Here is a 19,667-nt window from a genome sequence, read left to right as displayed (position 1 = left end):
GCAACATCACGGCTTCGTCATTGAATGCTCTCAGCTTGGGCGGAGGATTCGTTCAGGTTCGGGCGCGAAGCTGGCATCGCTTGGAAGGAGCACCTCATGACCGAACACCCTCAGGACCCAGACATTAATCGAGATCGTCCCGCTGCCGACGTTCCCTCCGACGCCGGCCAGGCCGCCGCGTCCGGACAGCCGGCCAACGCCGCCGTCCCCGCCGATACCACCGAGTACCCGGCCCCCTCCGCGAACGCGGACAACACGACCGAGGTCGTCGGCTTCCCGCAGGCCGCGCAGCCGGTTGCAGAGCAGCCGCAGGGCGTCGTCGCCCAGCAGGCGTCCGCCCCCGCAGACGTCCAGGCCGCCCAGGCTCCCCAGCAGCCCGTCGCGAACGCGTCGAACCAGATCACCCAGCCGACGCTTCCCTACGCGACGGATGCCTTCGGACGGCCCCTCGGCGGAGCCGACGGCTCTGTCCCGCCGCACTTCGCAGCATCGGCTGCACCCTTCTCCTACGCTCCCCAGGGTGGCGGCCCGAACGGACCGACCGGCCCGTCGTCGGCCCCCCATCCGAAGGACCCGGCCCGCCGCCGTGCCGGACTCAGCCTCGTTGCGGCGCTCGCGATCGGCGCCCTCATCGGCGGCGCATCCGGCGCCGGCGTGATGGCGCTCCTTTCCGGAGGCCAGGGCAACGGCACCCCCGTCAGTCAGGCCCAGGGGTCGAGCACCGTCGTCGTCAACAACACCGAGAGCGTCAACCAGATCACGGCAGCCACCGCGAAGGCCATGCCGAGCGTCGTCACCATCAACGCGACCAGCGGAACCTCCGGCGGCACCGGTTCCGGAGTCGTCCTCACCTCCGATGGCTATGTCCTGACCAACACCCACGTCGTGACACTCGACGGCGCGAGCGCAGACGCGACCCTCGAAGTCACGGCCAGTGACGGGAAGGTCTACAAGGCGACAATCGTCGGCACAGACCCGATCTCCGACCTCGCGGTCGTCAAACTGACCGACGCGAGCGGCCTCACCCCGATCAACTGGGCAGACTCGAGCAAGCTCAACGTCGGCGACACCACGATCGCCATCGGCGCACCGCTCGGCCTCTCCGGAACCGTCACCGACGGCATCGTGAGCGCCCTCAACCGGAGCATCTCGATCGCCTCATCGGCGGCGCCCACCACGGACACGCCGGACACCACGGCCCCGAGCACGGACAACCCGTACTTCTGGAACTTCGACCTCCCGAACAAGGACGGAAGCGCGCAGTCGACCACTCCGAGCACGACGAGCAGCATTTCGCTCTCCGTAATCCAGACGGATGCCGCGATCAACCCCGGCAACTCCGGCGGCGCCCTGCTCAACTCCAAGGGTGAACTGATCGGCATCAACGTCGCCATCGCCAACGCGGGCGGGTCCTCCTCATCGGGAACGGCTGCCGGAAGCATCGGCGTCGGCTTCTCGATCCCGTCGAACCTCGCCAAGCGCGTCTCCGACGAGCTCATCGCCAACGGCAAGGCCACCCACGGGCTGCTCGGTGCGAGCATCACGAGCGCGACGAGTGACACGAGCAGCACGGTCGGCGCCCTCGTCAGCGAGGTCAGCTCCGGTGGCGCAGCCGAGAAGGCGGGCCTGAAGAAGGGCGACGTCGTCACGAAGTTCAACGGAGTGCCGATCACCGACGCGAAGGATCTCACCGCCCAGGTGCGGGTACTCGCCGCCGGCGCCACCGCCGACCTCGTCTACGTCCGCGACGGCAAGTCGTACACCGTGACCGTCACGGTCGGGGAACTGTCCAGCTAGCAGCTCCCGTCCTCCTTCCACGCCCTGCGCCGCCGGTCATCGACCGGCGGCGCAGTCGTGTTTCCGCTCCGGTGCGCCAGCCGTCAGGAGGCCCCCAAAGGGGTGGGCTGGTAGTCTGGACAGTCCGCAACGGAATGGACACCCGATCGAACAGGCAGCACACACCGGCGAAGCGCCCCTGATCGGTGTCTCCTACGTGATGCCCGTGCTCAACGATGTGCTGCACGTCCGGGCCGCGGTGACGAGCCTCCTGGGCCAGGATTACACCGGTCCGTTCGACGTCACGCTGGCCCTTGCACCGAGCATCGACGGCACGGAGGAACTCGTCGCGGAACTCGCCGAACTCGACCCGCGCATCCGTGTCGTGCCCAACGAGATCGGATCGACCCCTGCCGGCCTCAACGCCGCGATCCGTGCATCCGCCTACCCCGTCGTGATCCGGGTCGACGCCCACTCGGTGCTGCCGAGCGACTATGCGCGCGTCGCCGTCGATACCCTCGAGCGCACCGGGGCGGACAACGTCGGCGGAGTCATGGACGCGCGGGGCACCGCTCCGTTCCAGCGCGCCGTCGCCCGGGCTTACGGCACCCGGATCGGCCTCGGCGGAACGCCCCTCCACGTCGGTGGGCCGGAGGGCGCCGCAGAGACGGTCTACCTCGGCTGCTTCCGCCGCGACAGCCTCCTGCGTGCCGGGCTCTTCGACGAGACCATCAAGCGCGGCCAGGACTGGGAGCTCAATCGGCGCCTCCGCGAGCAGGGCGGCACGGTCTGGTTCACACCGAGGCTGCGCGTCGTCTACCGGCCGCGACCGAGCCTGTCCAGACTCGCCCGCCAGATGCTGTCCACCGGAATGTGGCGCGGGGAACTCGCGCGGCGCTTCCCCGCAGACAACGGCATCCGCTATTTCGTGCCTCCCGTGATGGTGCTCCTCGTCACCGCCGGAGTGGTACTGGGCTTCGCCGGCGTCGTCGTACCGTGGCTGCTGCTGGGCTGGATCGCCCCGGTCGGATACCTGCTCGTCGTCCTCCTGGCCACCGTGGTCGTGACTCGCCCTGATGGCGGGCGCTCCGGCGCCTGGTTCCTTCTAGTCTTGCCCTGTATCCACTTCTGCTGGGGTTTCGGCTTCCTGCTCGGATACCTGAAACTCACCAGCAATATCGCGGCACGGACCGGGAGACACCTATGACATCCCACTCACATTCCACCGGTCGGGTGCGCCAGCCCCGGCCGACGTCGATCGCCGAGTTGCGGGCCGTCGCGCAGCCGCCCGAGGTACGCCTGCGGGCGAACGCCGAGCACTGGACGGCCTCGCTCTACCTGCGCGACGTGTCGCCGTATCTCACCTGGCTGCTGCTGAAGACGAGCGTGACCGCGAACGGTGTCACGGCGCTGATGATCCTCGTCGGCTGGTCGACCGCTGCGGCGCTGCTCATCCCCGGTGTCTGGGGGGCCCTGCTCGCGCTGATCCTCGGGCAGCTGCAGATGCTCGTCGACTGCTGCGACGGCGAAGTCGCGCGCTGGCGAGGCGAATCGTCGCCAGCCGGGGTCTTCCTCGACAAGGTCGGTCACTACTCGACGGAGGCGCTCATTCCGATCGCGTTCGGCATTCGCGCGGCGGCCTACCCGTTCGAATCGCCGGAGGATTTCCTCTGGACGACTCTCGCGTTGCTGCTCGCCCTCGTGATCGTGCTCAACAAGGCGCTCAACGACATGGTGCACGTCGCCAGGGCGAACGCGGGGCTCACCAAGCTCGCCGACACGCGCGGTGAGCAGACCCCGACTCCCGGCAGGATCGCCCAGCTGCGCAGGCTCGCCCGGTTCCTGCCGTTCCACCGCCTGTACCACTCCGTCGAACTCACGATCCTGATCTTCGCCTCCGCGGTGATCGGCCGTTTCGTCGGCGAGCCTCTCATGGACCGGATCGTGCTCATCGCTCTCGTGCCCCTGTCGATCCTCGCTCTTTTCGGCCATTTCGTCGCAATCATGGCGTCGCGCCGCGTCCGGTCCTGAGCGGTGAGCGACACCGTGCTGCCGAGGGTCGGTGTCGTCGTGCTCACCCAGGGCACCCGGCCGGATGACCTCGCCAGCGGCATCCGCTCGGTGCTCGCCCAGCAGGAGGTCGTCCTCGACGTGGTCTGCGTGGGCAACGGCTGGGTACCGACCGGGTTACCGGGTGCCGTCCAGGCGCTGGCCCTGACGGAGAACCTGGGCATCCCCGCCGGTCGCAATCGCGGCGTCCCCCTTGTGACGGGCGAGTACCTCTTCTTCCTCGACGACGACGCGAGCATCCCGGACCCCCGGTTCCTCAGTCGCGCGGTCGCGCAGCTCCGCGCGGACCCGTCGATCGGCCTGCTGCAACCCCGGGTGACCGATCCCACGGGCGCGGCGGCGCCGACCCGCTGGATTCCGCGCATCCGTAAGGGAGCCGCGACCGAGTCCGGCGCCGTCTTCTCGGTCTGGGAAGGTGCCGTGGTGATGCCCCGTGCGGTCTTCCTGGCCACCGGAGGCTGGGCCGAACCGTTCTTCTACGCGCACGAGGGCATCGAACTGGCGTGGCGGGTCTGGGACCAGGGGCTGCGCACCTGGTACGCGGGAAACCTCGAAGCAAATCATCCCGTCATCCAGCCCACCCGGCACGCCGACTACTACCGGCTGAACGCGCGCAACCGGGTCTGGCTCGCCCGGCGCAACCTGCCTGCCGTGCTGGTCCCGGTCTACGCCGGTTCCTGGCTCGCGATCCAGCTGCTGCGATTCCGCAGCGACCGGCCGGCACTGCGGGCCTGGCTCGCCGGATTCCGGGAGGGCTGGCGCAGCAACCCGGGGGAGCGGCGGCCGATCAGCGCTCGCACGATCTGGCGGATGTCCCTGGCCGGCCGTCCCCCCATCGTCTGACCCGGTGCTCGGTACTCTGGAGGGATGACCATTCGAAAAGACATCGGCCTGGCCGTCAAGCTGGTCAAGGATGTCGCCGCGTCGCGCCGGGCACAGAAACTGCTCGCCGGCCGGCTCCTCGGGGACGGTCCGCTTCCGCTCGGCCGTTTCAAGATCGCGGTCTACTTCGCCGACGGCGCCGTCAACCTGTATCAGATGCGGCAGTGGTACCGGCCGCTCGCCGTGCTCGCCGAGACCTGGCCCGTCATCGTGTTGAGCCGCACCGGGACCGGGGCGCTGCCGATGTCCGAGGAGTGCCCGGTGCCGGTGACCTACGTGCGCAAGGTCGCCGACCTCGAGCGGGTCGTCGCGGAACAGGACATCCGCATCGTGTTCTACGTCAACCAGAACGCCCGGAACTTCCAGATGATGCGCTACCCGCGGTGCTGGCACGTGTTCATCAACCATGGCGAGAGCGACAAGATGTACATGGTCACGAACCAGATCAAGGCGTACGACTACGCCTTCGTCGCCGGTGACGCCGCCCTCGCCCGTCTCGACCGGGTGCTCTGGGACTACGACTTCGACAAGCGGGCGATCACCATCGGCCGCCCGCAGGCTGACCACTACAGCGGCGTGCTTCCGTACGTTCCCGACGACCGGCAGGTCGTGCTCTACGCGCCGACCTGGGAAGGAGACCGGCCCACCGCGGCATACGGCTCGATCGCGAGCCACGGCGTCGCACTCGCCACTGCGCTCCTCGCCTCGTCGCGGCATCGCCTGATCTACCGGCCGCACCCGCGCAGCGGGGTCACCGACGAGGCATACGGCGCAGCCAACCGCAGGATCATCGCCCTGATCAAGGCGGCGAACGCCCGCGATCCCGCCGCTCACCACATGTACGACACCGGTGCGGAGCTCGGCTGGCAGCTCGCGGCGGCGGACGTTGCCATCGTCGACATCTCAGCCATGGTCTACGACCGGCTCGCCGCAGGCAAGGCCCTTCTCGTCACCCGCCCCGCCGATCCCGCTGCCGAGATCGACACCGGCGGGTACCTCGCGGCGTGCGAATGGCTCGACGCGTCCGCCGCCTCCTCGATCGTGGGCACGGTGGATGCGCTCGCGCACGACCCGGAGGCCGAGGCCCGGTTGGGTGTGTGGGTCGAACGCTACTTCGGCGACGCGGCACCCGGTGCGGCCACCGCTCGCTTCCACGCGGCCGTGCAGCACCTGATGGACGAGTGGGAGCGGTTCGACGCCGTTCGGCCCTGAGCGGCCTGCTACGGTCGCGGAGAGGAGGCCGGTTCGCGGGGAGACACGTCCTGCCCGGCGGCCGCGTGATCCGAATCCGCGTGAGCCGAATCCGGGTGATCCGCCGTTGCGGTGCCTGGAACCCCTGACTCCAGCGGTCGGCCACGGCGCAGCAGCCGCGGGACCATGCGGGGGAGCACGGTGAGGGTGCCGTGCCCGAGCTGCCCGAGCTGGGTGATGCGGTGGCCGGCGGCGACCCGCAGCGCGCCGGCACGGCCGACTCCCTCGAGGCCGCCGCCCTCGCGCACGATCGCCTCGCGTATGCGCGGGTCGAGTTCGGGACGGAAGTCCGCAGGCGGCTGGCCGAAGGCGAGCCGGGACGAGGTCAGCACCCGCTTGCCCAGAATATGGTTGCCGGCGCCGCCGACGACGGCGCCGACGCCGAAGGGGAGCGCCTTGCCGACGAAACTCGCGGAGCCGCGGGTCGCGAACTGGCGGATGAACGAGCTCTTCAGGCGATCGGTGAGCGGACCCATGATGGCGCGCGGAATGCTCGCGGTGACGAGTTCGCCCCAATAGGCCGTTCGGACCGCACCCGTTCCGCTGAACTGGCCGGCAAGCTGGCGGACGAGGTCGGAGCCCTCCCTGCCGAGCATCATCGTCATGACGAGGGCGCGGGCGCGCTCCGGGTCGTCGACGGCAATACCGTGCACCTCGCTCACCGACTGGGCGAACAAGGCTGTCGCTTCGAGGAACCCGGCGGTCTCGACGCCGGACAGTGCGAGGGTCACCCCGGTGCCGACGCCGGGAATGACGGCCGTCGCCCCGACGGCCGCGCCGCCGGTCGTGACCATGGCGAGGTAGCGGCGTTCGAGGATCCTGATGATCTGTGCGGGGTCCGAGTCCGGTGAGCGCCGGCGGATGCCGCGGATGTGGGCGAGCACAGCCGGGCGGTGGATGGCCATGACCCGGTCGAATCCCCGGATGATGCCGGTCGGAAGCTGGCCGCCCTGCGGCAGACCCCCGGTCGTCGAGACGAGGGGTTTCACTCTTCGTGCCATGTCGATGCCGTCCTTCCGATTTCCGTCGAGTTTACGTTGCCGGTCTGACAGGGGAAGGTATTCACATCTTTTCCCCGGCCACTGGCGGTTTTCCCACTTCAAGCCTATAGATGGAGGATGCCGGAGCCGAAGTCAGAAGCGAGCCGCCTGCTGGGACTGCGCCTGCGGCAGCGCCGAACGGAACTCGAGCTCAACCAGGAGTCTGTCGCGCACCGGGCCGGACTCAACGTGTCCAATTACGCCAGGATCGACCGCGGCACTGGGAATCCGACCTTCCACACCCTGATCCGGCTCGCGGACGTGCTGAGCCTCGAGGTCGGGGACCTCCTCACCGGCCTGACCAAGGAACAGCTGCCGCCCGATCGCGACAGCCTCGCCATCGTCGATCCTTGAGCCGGCTCAGGCGGGCCGCACGCCGTAATCGGCGTCGTACCGGGCGAGGACCTCGTCGAGTGGACCGTCGAGGACGAGCGCGCCCTTGTCGAGGTAGAGGCCCCTGGCGCAGAAGCGACGCAGGTCACGTTCGTTGTGCGAGACGAAGAACAGGGTGCGGCCGCCGGCGAGCAGTTCCTCGATCCGGCGATAGCACTTCTCCCGGAAGGCCTTGTCGCCGACGGCGAGCACCTCATCGACGAGGATGATCGGCTCCTCGAGCCGGGAGATGACCGCGAAGGCGATGCGCACCTTCATACCGCTCGAGAGATGCTTGTACGGGGTGTCGACGAAGTCTCCAATCTCGGCGAAGTCGAGAATCTCGTCAAAACGCTCGCCGATCTGTTTCTTCGTCATGCCGTGCAGGCCCGCCGTGAGATAGACGTTGTCGCGCACGGTGAGGTCATCGACGAAACCGCCGGTGATCTCGATCAGTGGTGCGACGCCCTCCGTCACCCGCACAGTGCCCTCATCGGGCAGGACGACCCCGGTCACGAGCTTGAGCAGGGTCGACTTTCCCTGGCCGTTGCGACCGACAACGCCGATGGCCTCTCCGCGCTGCACCGTGAAGGATACGGCGCGCAAGGCCCAGAATTCGCCGGGTCTGGTGCGCCGGGCCCCGCTCGCGAACAGGTCCTTGAAGCTGCGCCTGCCGCGTCGGTTACGGCGAAAACGGATGCCGACCCCGGCCAGGGCGATCACAGGCGCCCCGGTCACGGCCGATCCCGGCGTCCGGACTGTTCCCGTCATCACAGCTCCTTCAGGACCGCGCGCTCGGTGCGCGTGAAGACCAGCAGCCCGAGCCCGAGGAAGGCGACGGACATGGCCGCGCTGACGCCGACGGTGAACCAGTCGAGGTTGCCGGGGAAGAAGGCCGCCCGGTAGAGGCTGAAGATGCCGCTGAGGGGATTGAACGCCGCCCAGAAGTGCAGCTGGTGCGGCAGGTCCTGGGTGCTGTAGATGATCGGGGATGCGTAGAACAGGAAGCGCAGGATGAGTTTGACGGCGCGTTCCAGATCGCGGAAGAACACGACGAGCGGCGCGACGATGAGGCCGACCCCCGCCGTGAGGATCGCCTGGATCACGATGGCGAGCGGGAAGAACACGATTTCGACGCTCGGCCGGGCGCCGGCGAACACGGCGAACAGCACGAGCACCGGGATCGAGGCGAGGAATTCGATGCCCTTGGAGAGCACGAGCCGGTTCACCCAGATGGTGCGGGGGATCCGGGTCGACCGGATCAGCTTCGCCTCGCGCAGGAACGCGCGCGTGCAATCGGAGACGGTTCCGTTGAACCACATCCAGGGCAGCAGCGCGCTGAGCAGGAAGATGATGTACGGCTCGTGCCCGACGCCCCGGTGGAACACCTGGGTGAACACGAACCAGTAGATCCCGGCCATCACGAGCGGGTCGAGGATCGACCAGAAATAGCCGAGGAACGAGGTGGAGTAGCGGACCCGCAGGTCGCGCTGGGTCAGGAGCCACAGTGAGTGGCGGTAGCGGGAGAGAGCGGTGAGCTGTTCAGGGCGCACTTCTGCGTAGCTACTCACAGACTCCACTCTAGATGTTCACAAAATCAGGGTGAATGCGAATCAGACGAACAGGTTCGCGCGCTCGAGGTCTTCGGCGAAATCGACCTCGACAGCGTAGAAGTCGGAGATGTCGAGGGGTTCGATCAGCAGGCCGTTCTTCTCGATCGCGAGTTCGATGCCGCGCTCGAAGTAGTCCTGGTCGTTCACCCTGGCGAGATGGCGCACCAGGATCGCCTTGTGCGCACTGGAGATGAAGTTGATGCCAACGGCCTCTCCGAGTCCACCGGTCACGGTCTTGGAGAGTTCCCTGATGTATCCCTCGTCGTCGGTCGTGTACTTGACCTCTTCTTCGGACACCTGTGAGGTGTTGACCGTCACGAAAGACTGGTCGCGTTCGACCATGGCGTGCGCCCGATCGAGGACGGCGGGATCGAAGACGACGTCGCCGTTCATCCAGAGCACCCCGCCCGCGCCGGAGGCCTGCAGGGCGCGCAGGAGGCTCTTGGACGTGTTGGTCTGGTCATATTCCTCGTTGTAGACGAAGGATGCCTGGGGGAACGCCTCGATGATGTGCTCGAGCTTGTAACCGACGACGATGGTGACGCGGGCCAGGGATCCGAATGCGTGCTCGATGTTGTCGAACTGCTGACGCATGATCGACCGGCCGTCGCTGAGTTCCGTGAGCGGCTTGGGCAGTGAACGACCCAGTCTGCTGCCCATTCCCGCTGCCAAAATGACTACCTGGGTGGCCATATTTGTCTCCTTAACAGTGTCGGGCTACCTGCGCCCGGTTCGAAAAATGTCGAGCCAGTTTGCCTGTGGTTCACCTCGTCTTTTCCGTTCAGACACACCAACATGAAAGGGTCAGTCTACCCGAAGTGCCCCTTTCGGGTGCCGCCGCGTGGAATCGGCCCCGGTGAACGGGCCGGGTCGAGCGCGTTTTCGGCGGGATTCGCGCCCGCCATCCAGTCTTGTCGGAGGGTCGTTGGTAGGGTTGGCGAGGTGACTCACGTGCCTCCCAACTCCGAGCCCAACGAGCCGACCACAACTGTGCCCGCGTCCGATTCGGCCCCGTCGAACGACGCAGCCATTCCGGCGCGTCCGGCCAAGACGACGCCCGACCGCGCAACCTCGGCGCGCACCGCTTCACCCCGAACTCCGGCAGCCCGAACCCCCGTCGCCCGAACCCAGAAGCCCCGCGCCAGCCCGGTTCGCAAGGTTGCCGCGGCTCCCCAGAAACCCGCTGATCCGGCCGAGCCGTCCCCGACCCATGTCGCCCCTGCGGCAGGAGCCGCGGCCAAGACCCGCACGACCGCAGAAAAGGCCGAGACGGCCGCTCGTCAACGCGCCGCGAGGGCGAGCGCGGCGAAGTCGCGTGCCGCGAAGGCTGCCGTCGTCCGTGCGGAGGCCCTTGCCGCCGCGGAAGCCCTCGCCCAGGCGCAGGCCGAGGCGGAGGCGGAGGCTCGTGCCCGTGCCGAAGCCGAAGAGTACGCAGCTGCCCAGGCTCGCGAGTACGAGGCGGCCGAGGCGCGCGCCCAGGCGGATGCCGCCGCACGCGCGAAGGCGCAGGCCGATGCCCTGGCTCTGGCCGCGATCAAACCGCGTCCCGACCCGGAGGCGCTTGCCCGCGCCCAGGCGCAGGCCCGCACCGAGGCCCTCGCCAAGCGTTCACTCGGCCCCATGCCGCCGGACGCGCCCGCACGCGGCGGCTGGCTTCCCGTACCCGGCGTCGTGCCGATCGTCGTGCCATCCGTTGTCTCAGCGCCTCCCGCCGTTCCCAAGCCCCCACGCATCCGCCCGGGAGTCGGGACCTCCAGAGACTGGGTCGCCACGGCCGTCCTCGGCCTGCACCTGCCCCCCGTCGAGAACAAGTCCACCACGCCGGCAGCCACGCAGCCGAAGGACGACGAGGTGTCGACGGTCCGTCCGGACCCGACACCTCCGCCCGCGACCAAGGTCATGCCGGTACCGGCACCGGTTCGTGCTGGTGAGCCGATTGCCCCATCCGTTCCGGAACCGGGACTCGTCGCTGTCCCTGAGCCGATCGACGCTCCGGAGCCCGACCCCGGGCCCGTCGTCGCCGCAGCACCCGTGCCGATCGTCGCGAAGGCGGCAGGGTCCTCGACTCTCGACGAGCCGGCGACCGTCACCGAGCCCGCAACCGAGCCTGACGCGGAGCCCGTCACCGATCTCCCCAGTGAGCCCGAAACTGAGCCCGTCACCGAGTCGGAAACCGAACTCGTGCCCGAGACAGAAACCGAGCCCGAAACCGTGCACTCGGTGGAGCCGCAGGCCCCGCCCGTGCCGGAGCTCGTGTCCGAACCGGAACCGGAACCGGAACCAGAACCCGAGCCGGAACCCGAACCGGAACCGGAGCCAGAGCCAGAGGTCGAGCCTGCCGAGCCGGCTGCCGCGAACCTCGCCATCGCTCCCGGTGCCCGTACCGCACCCGCCCCTGTCGTCCTCTCTGTCACGGCCCTGCGTAAGTCCTTCGGAAGCACGCTCGCCGTCTCCGGAATCAACCTCGAGGTCCGCACCGGCTCCTTCTACGGCATCGTCGGCCCGAACGGTGCGGGCAAGACCACGACCCTCTCCATGGTCACCGGCCTCCTCCGTCCGGACGACGGTTCGATCGAGGTCCACGGCATCGACGTCTGGAGCGACCCGATCGCCGCGAAGCGCGTCATCGGGGTGCTGCCGGACCGACTGCGTCTCTTCGACCGCCTGACCGGCGCCCAGCTGCTCTACTACGCCGGCGTGCTCCGCGGGCTCGACGGGGCGACCGTCCGGAAACGATCCGCCGACCTCGCCGTTGCGTTCGGACTCGAGGACGCACTCAACCGACTGGTCGCCGATTACTCGGCGGGCATGACCAAGAAGATCGCCCTGGCCTGCGCGATGATCCACTCGCCGCGCCTGCTCGTTCTCGACGAACCGTTCGAATCCGTCGACCCGGTCTCGGCGGTCAACGTGACCGAGATCCTGCAGAAGTACGTTGCAAGTGGCGGCACCGTCGTCCTCTCGAGCCACAGCATGGACCTGATCCAGCGGGTCTGCGATCACGTCGCGATCATCGTCAACGGCAAGGTCCTCGCGGCCGGCACTGTCGACGAGGTGCGTGGCGGGCAGACCCTCGAAGAACGGTTCATCGAACTCGCCGGAGGGCGAAAAGTGGCGGAGGGGATGGAATGGTTGCACAGTTTCTCGGACTGAAGCTCCGGCTCTTCGGCAATCTCTTCCGGCGGAGCCCCTGGCAGGTCGTCGGCATCGTGATCGGACTGCTCTATGGGCTCGCGGTCGCGGCCGGGATCTTCGCCCTGCTTGTCGGCCTGCGCTTCGTCGACGACGGCGTCGGTTCGATCCGTGACGGCATCGTGGTCGCCGGCTCGCTCGTCGTGCTCGGCTTCCTGCTGATTCCGCTCATGACGGGCATCGACGACAGCATGGACCCCCGCAAGTTCGCGGTCATGGGCATCCCCAACCGGCAACTGTCGCTGGGGCTTGCCGTGTCCGCACTGATCGGCGTCCCCGCAATCGTGCTCACGATCGTGCTGCTCGGCACCATCGTGACCTGGTCGCGCGGACCCGGTGAGACCGTGTTCGCCGTCCTGTCCGCGGCGCTCCTCCTTGCCACCTGCATGCTCGGCTCCCGGGTCAGTACGTCCATTGCTTCGTTCCTGCTGGCCACTCGCCGCGCGCGGGAGATCGCCGGAATCGTCGGCGTTCTCCTGCTCGTCATGTTCGCTCCCGTCACCGTGCTCGTGGTCAACCTCGACTGGAGTCTCTACGGCACGGGCTTCATCGGCGGCCTCAGCAGTATCCTCGGCTGGACTCCGCTCGGGGCGGCCTGGTCGGCGCCCGGCGACGCGGCAGGTGGGGACTGGGGTGCTGCACTCCTCAAGCTGCTCGAGGCCGCGGCATTCCTGCTCGTCCTCTGGGTCGCCTGGCAAGCGCTCGTGAGCCGGATGCTCGTCTCACCCGGCAGGGAAGCCGTCGCCAAGGAGTACGGCGGCCTCGGCTGGTTCGACCGCCTGCCGAACAATGCCGCGGGCGCCATCGCCGCACGAAGCCTGACCTACTGGCGCAGGGACCCCCGCTACGGCATGTCCCTCGTGATGATCCCGGTGATCCCGGTGCTCGTCGTTCTCCCGCTCGCGTTCGCCGGGGTTCCGGTCCAGGCCCTCGCGCTCCTGCCGGTGCCGCTGATGTGCATCTTCCTCGGCTGGGCGCTTCACAACGACGTCGCGTTCGACCACACCGCGATCTGGCTGCACGTCGTCTCCGGCACCCGGGGCATGGCCGACCGGATGGGCCGTCTCGTTCCCGCGTTCCTGGTCGGAATCCCACTGATCGGCATCGGCTCGTGCATCAGCGTCGCCGTGTACGGCGACTGGGGCGCGTTCCCCGCCGTGCTCGGCGTGAGCACCTGCATCCTGCTGACCGGACTCGGTTTCTCGAGCTACAGCTCGGCGCGCTTCCCCTACCCGGCATCCAAGCCAGGCGACAGCCCGTTCACGCAGCCGCAAGCCTCCGACACCGCGGCAGCGCTGATCCAGTCCGTGACCCTCGTCGGATCGGTCATCCTCTCGCTCCCGGCGATCGGGTTCGCGGTCCTCGGCCTCTTCGTCGATCCGGTCTGGCTGCTGCCGTCCCTCGCGAGTGGTGTCGTCGTCGGCCTGCTCACCCTCTGGGGCGGCATCTGGCTCGGGGGCCGCACGTTCGACGCCCGCGGACCCGAGATGCTCGCCTCGGCGCTGCGCGCCTGACCCGTCGGTGAGCGCCGCCTGCGAGTTCGTCGATACCACCCTGCGCAACGAGGGGGACGAATACCGGGCCCAGGCGGAGAAGACCAGACTCGGAAGCGACCTGGACTTCTACGGGGCGACGATCGGGGCGATCCGGGGCACGATCCGGGACGCTGCCCGGCGGTACCCGGGGCTGACGCATGACGAGGTCACGGCGCTCAGCACAGAGCTGTGGGACGTTCCCGTCTTCGAGCGCCGGTTCGCCGCCGTCGTCCTGCTGCAGTCGAACGTCGCACTGCTGACCAACACCGATCTCACCCGGATCGAAGGCTTCCTCCGCGACGCCCGGCTGGCCGCGCTCGCGGATCCGCTCGCCCGCGATGTCACCCGCCCCCTCGTCGGACGGCTCTCCGGACTCCCTCGCACCAGGGCGGATGCCGCCATCGAGCGCTGGGCGCGCGACCAGGACCCGTGGCTCCGCCGCACCGCCGCCCTCGTGAGGGAAGCCTGACGCTGCCTAGACTAGGACCCATGATCAGAATCATTCGCGCCAGTATCGCCGAACCGGGCAACCCCGGCCAGCCGGGCGGCGGTACGTCCACGCTCGACCGCGAGCTCGAGGAACTGCTCAACACCGAGCAGATCGAACCGGGCGACCACGAGCGGTTCTCCCACTACGTACCCAAAGACAAGATCCTCGAGAGCGCCATCTCCGGCAAGCCGGTCAAGGCACTGTGCGGGAAGATGTGGATTCCCGGTCGCGACCCGGAGAAGTTCCCGATCTGCCCGACCTGTAAAGAGATCTACGACACGATGAAGAAGTAGCGGTTCCGCAGACCCCTTCCGGTCTACCCGTACCTGTCTACCCCTGCTCGTAGATCGTCGGGATGACGGGCTCCCCGCGGCCGAGGCGGAAAGCCTCGATCGGCAGCTCACGCATCACAGAGGCATGGTGCAGTCTCGCGCGTTCCGTGCCGGCCGCCCCGAGGTGGCTTTCGTCGATCACGCCGTCTGTGACGAGCGGGACGAGCAGTACCCGGTCCCGCCCGGATTCCTCCGCGGGCTCCGTCGTGTCTGCGGGGTCGCCGCCGAGCAGGACGACCTCGGCGCGGGCCGTTCCGCTCGCGTCGAGACGTCGAACGGCCCGCTTGAGGCCCCCGACCGAGACCTTGGCCGCGGATGTCTTCGCGACAGACACCCACTCGCCGGCGTCGTTCCGGTGCGCGACGAGCTTGTAGACCATCCCGGCGGCGGGGGCACCAGAACCCGTGACGAGGGAGGTGCCGACGCCGAACGCGTCGACGGGAGACGCCGACAGTGCGGCGATCGAATACTCGTCGAGGTCGCTTGTCACCGTGATGTGGGTGTTGACCGCGCCGAGCGAGTCGAGCTGGGCGCGCGCGCCGGCGACGACGGTCGGGAGGTCCCCTGAGTCGATCCGGATCGAACCGAGCCCTGTCCCGGCGACCGCGACGGCCCTGTCGATTCCGGCCTGGATGTTGTAGGTGTCGACGAGTAGGGTCGTCGAGGAGCCGAACGCCGCCACCTGGGCTTCGAAGGCATCCGCTTCGCTGTCGTGCAGGAGCGTGAAGGAATGGGCCGCCGTACCCATCGTGGGGATGCCCCAGCTGCGCCCGGCCTCGAGATTGCTCGTGGACGCGAACCCGGCGATGTACGCCGCGCGGGCGGCGGCGACGGCGGCGTACTCGCTCGTGCGGCGCGAGCCCATCTCGGCGATCGGCCGGCCGAGGCTCACCGAGACCATGCGCGCGGCCGCGCTAGCGACGGCGCTGTCGTAGTTGAGCACGCTCAACACCAGGGTTTCGAGCACGACGGCGTCGGCGAAGCTGCCCTCGACGGAGAACAGGGGAGAGCCGGGGAAGTACGCCTCGCCCTCCTGGTAGCCCCAGATATTGCCGCGGAAGGCGTAGTCGGCGAGCCAGTCGAGGGTGGGCGTGCGCACGACGTGGTTGTCGCGCAGCCAGGTGAGCTCGGCATCCGTGAATCGGAAGTCCCGGATGAGCTCGAGCAGGCGCCCCGTGCCCGCGACGATGCCGTAGCGGCGCCCATCCGGCAGCCGCCGGGCGAACGCCTCGAAGAGGCACTCCCGGTCTGCGGTGCCGCTCTGGATGGCGGCGTCCACCATGGTGAGCTCGTATCGGTCGGTGCGGAACGCGGAGGATTCAGTCACCCGGCCAGCCTATTCCTCCGGCGGGGTTGCCCCAGCGGACGGGCCGCGGCCGGCGTTCCCAGCCTGCCCCGGCCGCGCCTGGTCATACTTTCCCTACAGCGCGCCGAACGCGACGATGCAGTTCTGGCCGCCGAAGCCGAAGGCGTTCGCGAGGGCGTAGCGCACGGGCCGCTCACGGGCCACGAGCGGCACGTAGTCGAGCGTGCAGTCGGGGTCCGGCGTCGTGTAGTTGATCGTCGGGGGGATGATGCCCGTCTTGATGCTCAGCGCACAGAGCAGTCCGGACAGCGCCCCGGCCGCACCGATCATGTGTCCGGTCATCGACTTGGGCGCCGTGACGGCGATGCGGTCGGCGGCGTGCCCGAGCGCCCGCCGGATCGCGGAGGTCTCGGCGCGGTCGTTGGCCTGCGTCGAGGTGCCGTGCGCGCAGATCACGTCGATGTCGCTCGGGTTGAGCTTCGCCTTCGTGAGCGCCTTCGTCATCGCGGCGCTCGCGTACTGTCCGGTGGGGTCAGGGGCGACGATGCTGAAGCCGTCGCTCGTGAGCGCCCCGCCGAGCACCTCGGCGTAGACCTTCGCTCCGCGTGCCCTGGCGTGGGAGAGGAGTTCCATCACGAAGATGACGGCGCCCTCGCCGAAGACGAGTCCGCTCCGGTCGGCGTCGAAGGGGCGGCTTGCCTCGGCGGGCGAGTCGTTGTGGGTGGATGCCGCGTGCATCGCATTGAGGCCGGCGAACATCACCGGGGTGATCGCCGCTTCGACGCCACCGGCGATGACGACGTCCGCGTCGCCCATCATCAGCATCGTGCGTGCCTCGAGGAGGGCGTATGCGCCGCTCGCACAGGCGAGCGCGCTCGCGTTGACCGGGCCGTGCACGCCGAGGTCGATCGCGACCTCGCATGCGGCCATGTTGAGCAGGGAGGAGGGTACGAAGCGCGGCGGGATCCGGCGTGAGCCGCCCGAGTTGACGAGTTCCGTCGCCTCCTGGATCTCTGCATATCCCGAGACGGCGCTGTTGACGACGACGGCGGTGTCGATGCCTTCCATGGATTCGCCGAACCCGGCGTCCTGGACGGCTTCGCGTGCCGCGGCGATGGCGAGTTGTGATGCGCGTGTGGCGCGCTTGGCCTGCTTGAACGGCATCCGCTCTGAGGCGATGAAGTTCTTGACCTCGCCCGCGATGCGGGTGGGCAATCCGGAGGGGTCGAACTGGGTGATGCGTGCGACGCCGCTGCGACCGTTCGTGAGGCCGGACCAGGTCTCCCGCCAGGTGTTACCCAGGGGCGTGAGAGCGCCCAACCCGGTGATTACGACTCGGTCAATCATGACGATCATCTCCTCGGCGGCGAATCTGACGCCGTCCTGCGCGGCGACCGTCGGTTGGCGGGAACCCTCTTTCGAGTGTAGTTACGGCCATATTCCCGGCGTGGTACACGCGGGCGCCCGCACGGCCTCGGAGCCTCGGTCAGCCGGGCCGACTAAGCTCGATTGTCGTGACGGATGCACCCATAGGAATTTTCGATTCTGGCGTCGGCGGTTTGACCGTCGCTCGGGCGATCAAGGACCAGCTGCCCAACGAGTCGATTCTGTACATCGGAGACACGGCCAATTCGCCGTACGGGCCGAAGAAGATCGCCGACGTCCGCGGCTTCGCACTCAAGGTTCTCGACGACCTCGTGGCCCAGGACGTGAAGATGCTGGTAATTGCCTGCAACACCGCGTCGGCCGCTGTGCTCCGAGATGCGCGGGAGCGTTACAGCGTCCCGGTGGTCGAGGTCATCCAGCCCGCCGTGCGACGCGCGGTCGGCACGACCCGCAACAACAGGGTCGGTGTGATCGGCACGATCGGCACCGTGAATTCACGGGCATACGAGGACGCCTTCGCGGCAGCGACGAACATCAGGCTTTTCACCAGGGCCTGCCCCCGATTCGTCGAATTCGTCGAAGCCGGGGTCACGACCGGCGACGAGGTGCTCGCCGTCGCCGAGGAATACCTCGCCCCCCTGCGCGCTGCGGACATCGACACCCTCGTGCTGGGCTGCACGCACTACCCGTTCCTGCGCGGCGCGATCTCGTACGTGATGGGCGACGCCGTGTCGATCGTCTCGAGCGACACCGAAACCGCCAACGACGTCTACCGGATCCTCGTCGGGCAGGGCCTCGCCCGCACCGAGAAGGCACCTCCGAGTTACCGCTACGAGGCGACGGGCAACAGCGCCGATGACTTCCTCGACCTCGCCCATCGCCTGGCCGGCCCGGAGGTCTCGACCGTCGACCTGGTCGAGACCGGTGTCTTCAGTCTCAGCGAGCTCGTCGAGTTCGCAGCAACCCACCCTAATTCCGAGCACAACCACGCAGCGTCCCTCCTCCACCCGAGGGATGCCCGGCACACCAAGGAGACCTCATGACCGACATCGTGCGCGCAGACGGACGGGCCATCGACGAACTAAGGCCGGTCACGATCGAACGCGGCTGGAGCGACCAGGCCGAAGGGTCCGCGCTCATCTCCTGCGGACGCACGAAGGTGCTCTGCACCGCGTCGTTCACCAACGGTGTCCCGCGCTGGATGAGCGGCAAGGGCAAGGGCTGGGTCACCGCGGAATACGCGATGCTCCCGCGTTCCACGAACGAGCGGATGGCCCGCGAGGCGGTCAAGGGCAAGATCGGCGGCCGAACGCACGAGATCAGCCGTCTTGTCGGCCGCAGCCTCCGAGCGGTCGTCGATATGAAGGCGCTCGGCGAGAACACCATCGTGATCGACTGCGATGTGCTTCAGGCCGACGGCGGCACCCGTACCGCCGCGATCACCGGAGCCTACGTCGCACTCTTCGACGCGCTCGAGTGGGGTCGGCAGCAGAAGTTCATCGGCCAGAAGGCGCAGCCCCTCACCGACAGCGTCGCCGCGATTTCCGTCGGCATCATCAAAGGCGTTCCCATGCTCGACCTCGCATATACCGAGGACTCGAGTGCCGAGACAGACATGAACGTCGTCGTCACCGGCCGGGGCTCCTTCGTCGAGGTGCAGGGCACGGCGGAGGGCGCCCCCTTCGATCGTGCGGAGCTGAACTCACTGCTCGACCTCGCCCTCGCAGGGACCGTCACCCTGACCGAACTGCAGAACGCCGCCCTCGGGCGCTGACGGATGGGCGCTGACACCATGCGGCTCGTACTGGCCACCCACAACGCGCACAAGGTCGACGAGTTGCGCCGCATTCTCGCGCCGCAGCTCCCGGGGGTCGACGTGCTCGCGTACGACGGCCCTGAACCCGTCGAAGACGGAACGACCTTCGCCGAGAACGCCCTCATCAAGGCTCGTGCAGCCGCGGCACACACCGGCCTGCCCGCCATCGCGGACGACTCGGGTATCTGCGTCGACATCCTCGGCGGCGCGCCGGGCATCTTCTCCGCACGCTGGTCGGGCCCGGCCAGAGATTCCGGCGAGAACCTGCGCCTGCTGCTCTGGCAGCTCGGGGACGTGCCGGAGGAACACCGCACCGCGCATTTCACCTGCGTCGCTGCCCTGGCGCTGCCGGACGGCACCGAACGGGTCGTGACGGGGGAGTGGCCCGGCCGGATCCTGACCGAGGCCGCGGGGGCCGGCGGCTTCGGGTACGACCCGATCTTTCTCCCGGACGGTTATGCGATCTCGGCGGCGGAGCTGACGGCATCCGTCAAGAATCGCGACAGCCACCGGGCGCGCGCCTTCGACGGGCTCGTCCCCGTACTGCGGGAGCTGCTCGGCTGATCCGGCACCGGCACCGGCACCGGTCTCGATACCGGCGGAGGC

19 protein-coding genes are annotated in these 19,667 nt (G+C 68.4%); 13 read left to right on the top strand and 6 right to left on the bottom strand.

What is annotated here, in order from left to right; translation table 11 throughout:
* Positions 1-96 precede the first annotated feature (96 nt).
* The 5 genes from E3O46_RS11690 to E3O46_RS11670 all read left to right on the top strand — a co-directional run bounded on the left by E3O46_RS11690 (position 97) and on the right by E3O46_RS11670 (position 5,940).
* Complete coding sequence (locus E3O46_RS11690) at positions 97-1,797, top strand: S1C family serine protease (protein WP_134445828.1); 1,701 nt, start codon at positions 97-99, stop codon at positions 1,795-1,797.
* A 199-nt stretch (positions 1,798-1,996) separates the two neighbouring features.
* A complete protein-coding gene (locus E3O46_RS11685) occupies positions 1,997-2,983 on the top strand; it encodes a glycosyltransferase family 2 protein (RefSeq protein WP_134445827.1) in 987 nt (328 codons plus the stop codon).
* Positions 2,980-3,807: a CDP-alcohol phosphatidyltransferase family protein gene (locus E3O46_RS11680; RefSeq protein WP_134445826.1), complete on the top strand. Its 828-nt coding sequence runs from the start codon at positions 2,980-2,982 to the stop codon at positions 3,805-3,807. Before E3O46_RS11685 ends, E3O46_RS11680 begins: the two co-directional genes overlap by 4 nt.
* Before the next feature lie 3 nt (positions 3,808-3,810).
* A complete protein-coding gene (locus E3O46_RS11675) occupies positions 3,811-4,689 on the top strand; it encodes a glycosyltransferase family 2 protein (protein WP_134561744.1) in 879 nt (292 codons plus the stop codon).
* A gap of 24 nt (positions 4,690-4,713) precedes the next feature.
* Positions 4,714-5,940 (top strand): hypothetical protein, encoded by a 1,227-nt coding sequence (locus E3O46_RS11670; protein WP_134445824.1) that lies wholly within the window; start codon positions 4,714-4,716, stop codon positions 5,938-5,940.
* 8 nt (positions 5,941-5,948) lie between these two features.
* On the opposite strand, the gene E3O46_RS18750 is transcribed toward E3O46_RS11670, so the two are convergent.
* Positions 5,949-6,980, bottom strand: coding sequence for a hypothetical protein (locus E3O46_RS18750; RefSeq protein ID WP_241987400.1), 1,032 nt, complete (start codon positions 6,978-6,980; stop codon positions 5,949-5,951).
* Between the two features lie 117 nt (positions 6,981-7,097).
* Here E3O46_RS18750 and E3O46_RS11660 point away from each other — a divergent pair, with 117 nt between their 5' ends.
* Entirely contained in the window at positions 7,098-7,373 is a 276-nt protein-coding gene (locus E3O46_RS11660) for a helix-turn-helix domain-containing protein (RefSeq protein WP_134445823.1), read from the top strand.
* Between the two features lie 6 nt (positions 7,374-7,379).
* Here the strand turns inward: E3O46_RS11660 and E3O46_RS11655 are convergent, their stop codons facing one another.
* The 3 genes from E3O46_RS11655 to E3O46_RS11645 are packed head-to-tail and all read right to left on the bottom strand — an operon-like array spanning position 7,380 to position 9,697.
* Positions 7,380-8,162 (bottom strand): ABC transporter ATP-binding protein, encoded by a 783-nt coding sequence (locus E3O46_RS11655; RefSeq protein ID WP_134445822.1) that lies wholly within the window; start codon positions 8,160-8,162, stop codon positions 7,380-7,382.
* On the bottom strand, positions 8,162-8,962 hold the full coding sequence (locus E3O46_RS11650) for an ABC transporter permease (RefSeq protein WP_241975384.1): 801 nt from the start codon (positions 8,960-8,962) through the stop codon (positions 8,162-8,164). The genes E3O46_RS11655 and E3O46_RS11650 overlap by 1 nt, the downstream gene beginning before the upstream one ends.
* A gap of 42 nt (positions 8,963-9,004) precedes the next feature.
* A complete protein-coding gene (locus tag E3O46_RS11645; protein ID WP_134445821.1) occupies positions 9,005-9,697 on the bottom strand; it encodes a phosphocholine cytidylyltransferase family protein in 693 nt (230 codons plus the stop codon).
* Positions 9,698-9,955: 258 nt separating this feature from the next.
* Between E3O46_RS11645 and E3O46_RS19020 the strand changes: the two genes are divergently transcribed.
* The 4 genes from E3O46_RS19020 to E3O46_RS11625 are packed head-to-tail and all read left to right on the top strand — an operon-like array spanning position 9,956 to position 14,514.
* Complete coding sequence (locus E3O46_RS19020) at positions 9,956-12,157, top strand: ABC transporter ATP-binding protein (RefSeq protein WP_420897734.1); 2,202 nt, start codon at positions 9,956-9,958, stop codon at positions 12,155-12,157.
* Positions 12,133-13,710, top strand: a complete 1,578-nt coding sequence (locus tag E3O46_RS11635) for a hypothetical protein (RefSeq protein WP_134561743.1) — start codon at positions 12,133-12,135, stop codon at positions 13,708-13,710. Before E3O46_RS19020 ends, E3O46_RS11635 begins: the two co-directional genes overlap by 25 nt.
* Before the next feature lie 7 nt (positions 13,711-13,717).
* Positions 13,718-14,200 (top strand): DNA alkylation repair protein, encoded by a 483-nt coding sequence (locus tag E3O46_RS11630; protein ID WP_134445819.1) that lies wholly within the window; start codon positions 13,718-13,720, stop codon positions 14,198-14,200.
* Positions 14,201-14,220: 20 nt separating this feature from the next.
* Entirely contained in the window at positions 14,221-14,514 is a 294-nt protein-coding gene (locus E3O46_RS11625; protein ID WP_134445818.1) for a DUF3039 domain-containing protein, read from the top strand.
* 37 nt (positions 14,515-14,551) lie between these two features.
* Here the strand turns inward: E3O46_RS11625 and E3O46_RS11620 are convergent, their stop codons facing one another.
* Together E3O46_RS11620 and E3O46_RS11615 are read right to left on the bottom strand one after the other, a co-directional pair.
* Positions 14,552-15,880 carry a nicotinate phosphoribosyltransferase gene (locus E3O46_RS11620; protein ID WP_134445817.1) on the bottom strand — a complete coding sequence of 443 codons (1,329 nt, stop codon included), beginning with the start codon at positions 15,878-15,880 and terminating at the stop codon, positions 14,552-14,554.
* Positions 15,881-15,973: 93 nt separating this feature from the next.
* Positions 15,974-17,206, bottom strand: a complete 1,233-nt coding sequence (locus E3O46_RS11615; protein ID WP_134445816.1) for a beta-ketoacyl-[acyl-carrier-protein] synthase family protein — start codon at positions 17,204-17,206, stop codon at positions 15,974-15,976.
* A gap of 167 nt (positions 17,207-17,373) precedes the next feature.
* On the opposite strand from E3O46_RS11615, the gene murI reads away from it, so the two are divergent.
* From murI to rdgB, 3 genes are read left to right on the top strand one after another with little or no spacing between them, the layout of a single operon-like run.
* Entirely contained in the window at positions 17,374-18,288 is a 915-nt protein-coding gene (gene murI, locus E3O46_RS11610; protein ID WP_134445815.1) for a glutamate racemase, read from the top strand.
* Positions 18,285-19,019, top strand: coding sequence for a ribonuclease PH (rph, locus tag E3O46_RS11605; RefSeq protein WP_134445814.1), 735 nt, complete (start codon positions 18,285-18,287; stop codon positions 19,017-19,019). Before murI ends, rph begins: the two co-directional genes overlap by 4 nt.
* Positions 19,020-19,022: 3 nt before the next feature.
* The gene (gene rdgB / locus E3O46_RS11600) at positions 19,023-19,625 is read left to right on the top strand and encodes an RdgB/HAM1 family non-canonical purine NTP pyrophosphatase (RefSeq protein ID WP_134445813.1); all 603 of its coding nucleotides are present in this window, start codon (positions 19,023-19,025) and stop codon (positions 19,623-19,625) included.
* Positions 19,626-19,667: the final 42 nt, after the last annotated feature.

It is taken from the genome of Cryobacterium glucosi (assembly GCF_004402235.1).
GTDB classification, from domain to species: Bacteria; Actinomycetota; Actinomycetes; order Actinomycetales; family Microbacteriaceae; genus Cryobacterium; species Cryobacterium glucosi.
This window is presented reverse-complemented; position numbering and strand designations above follow the sequence as displayed.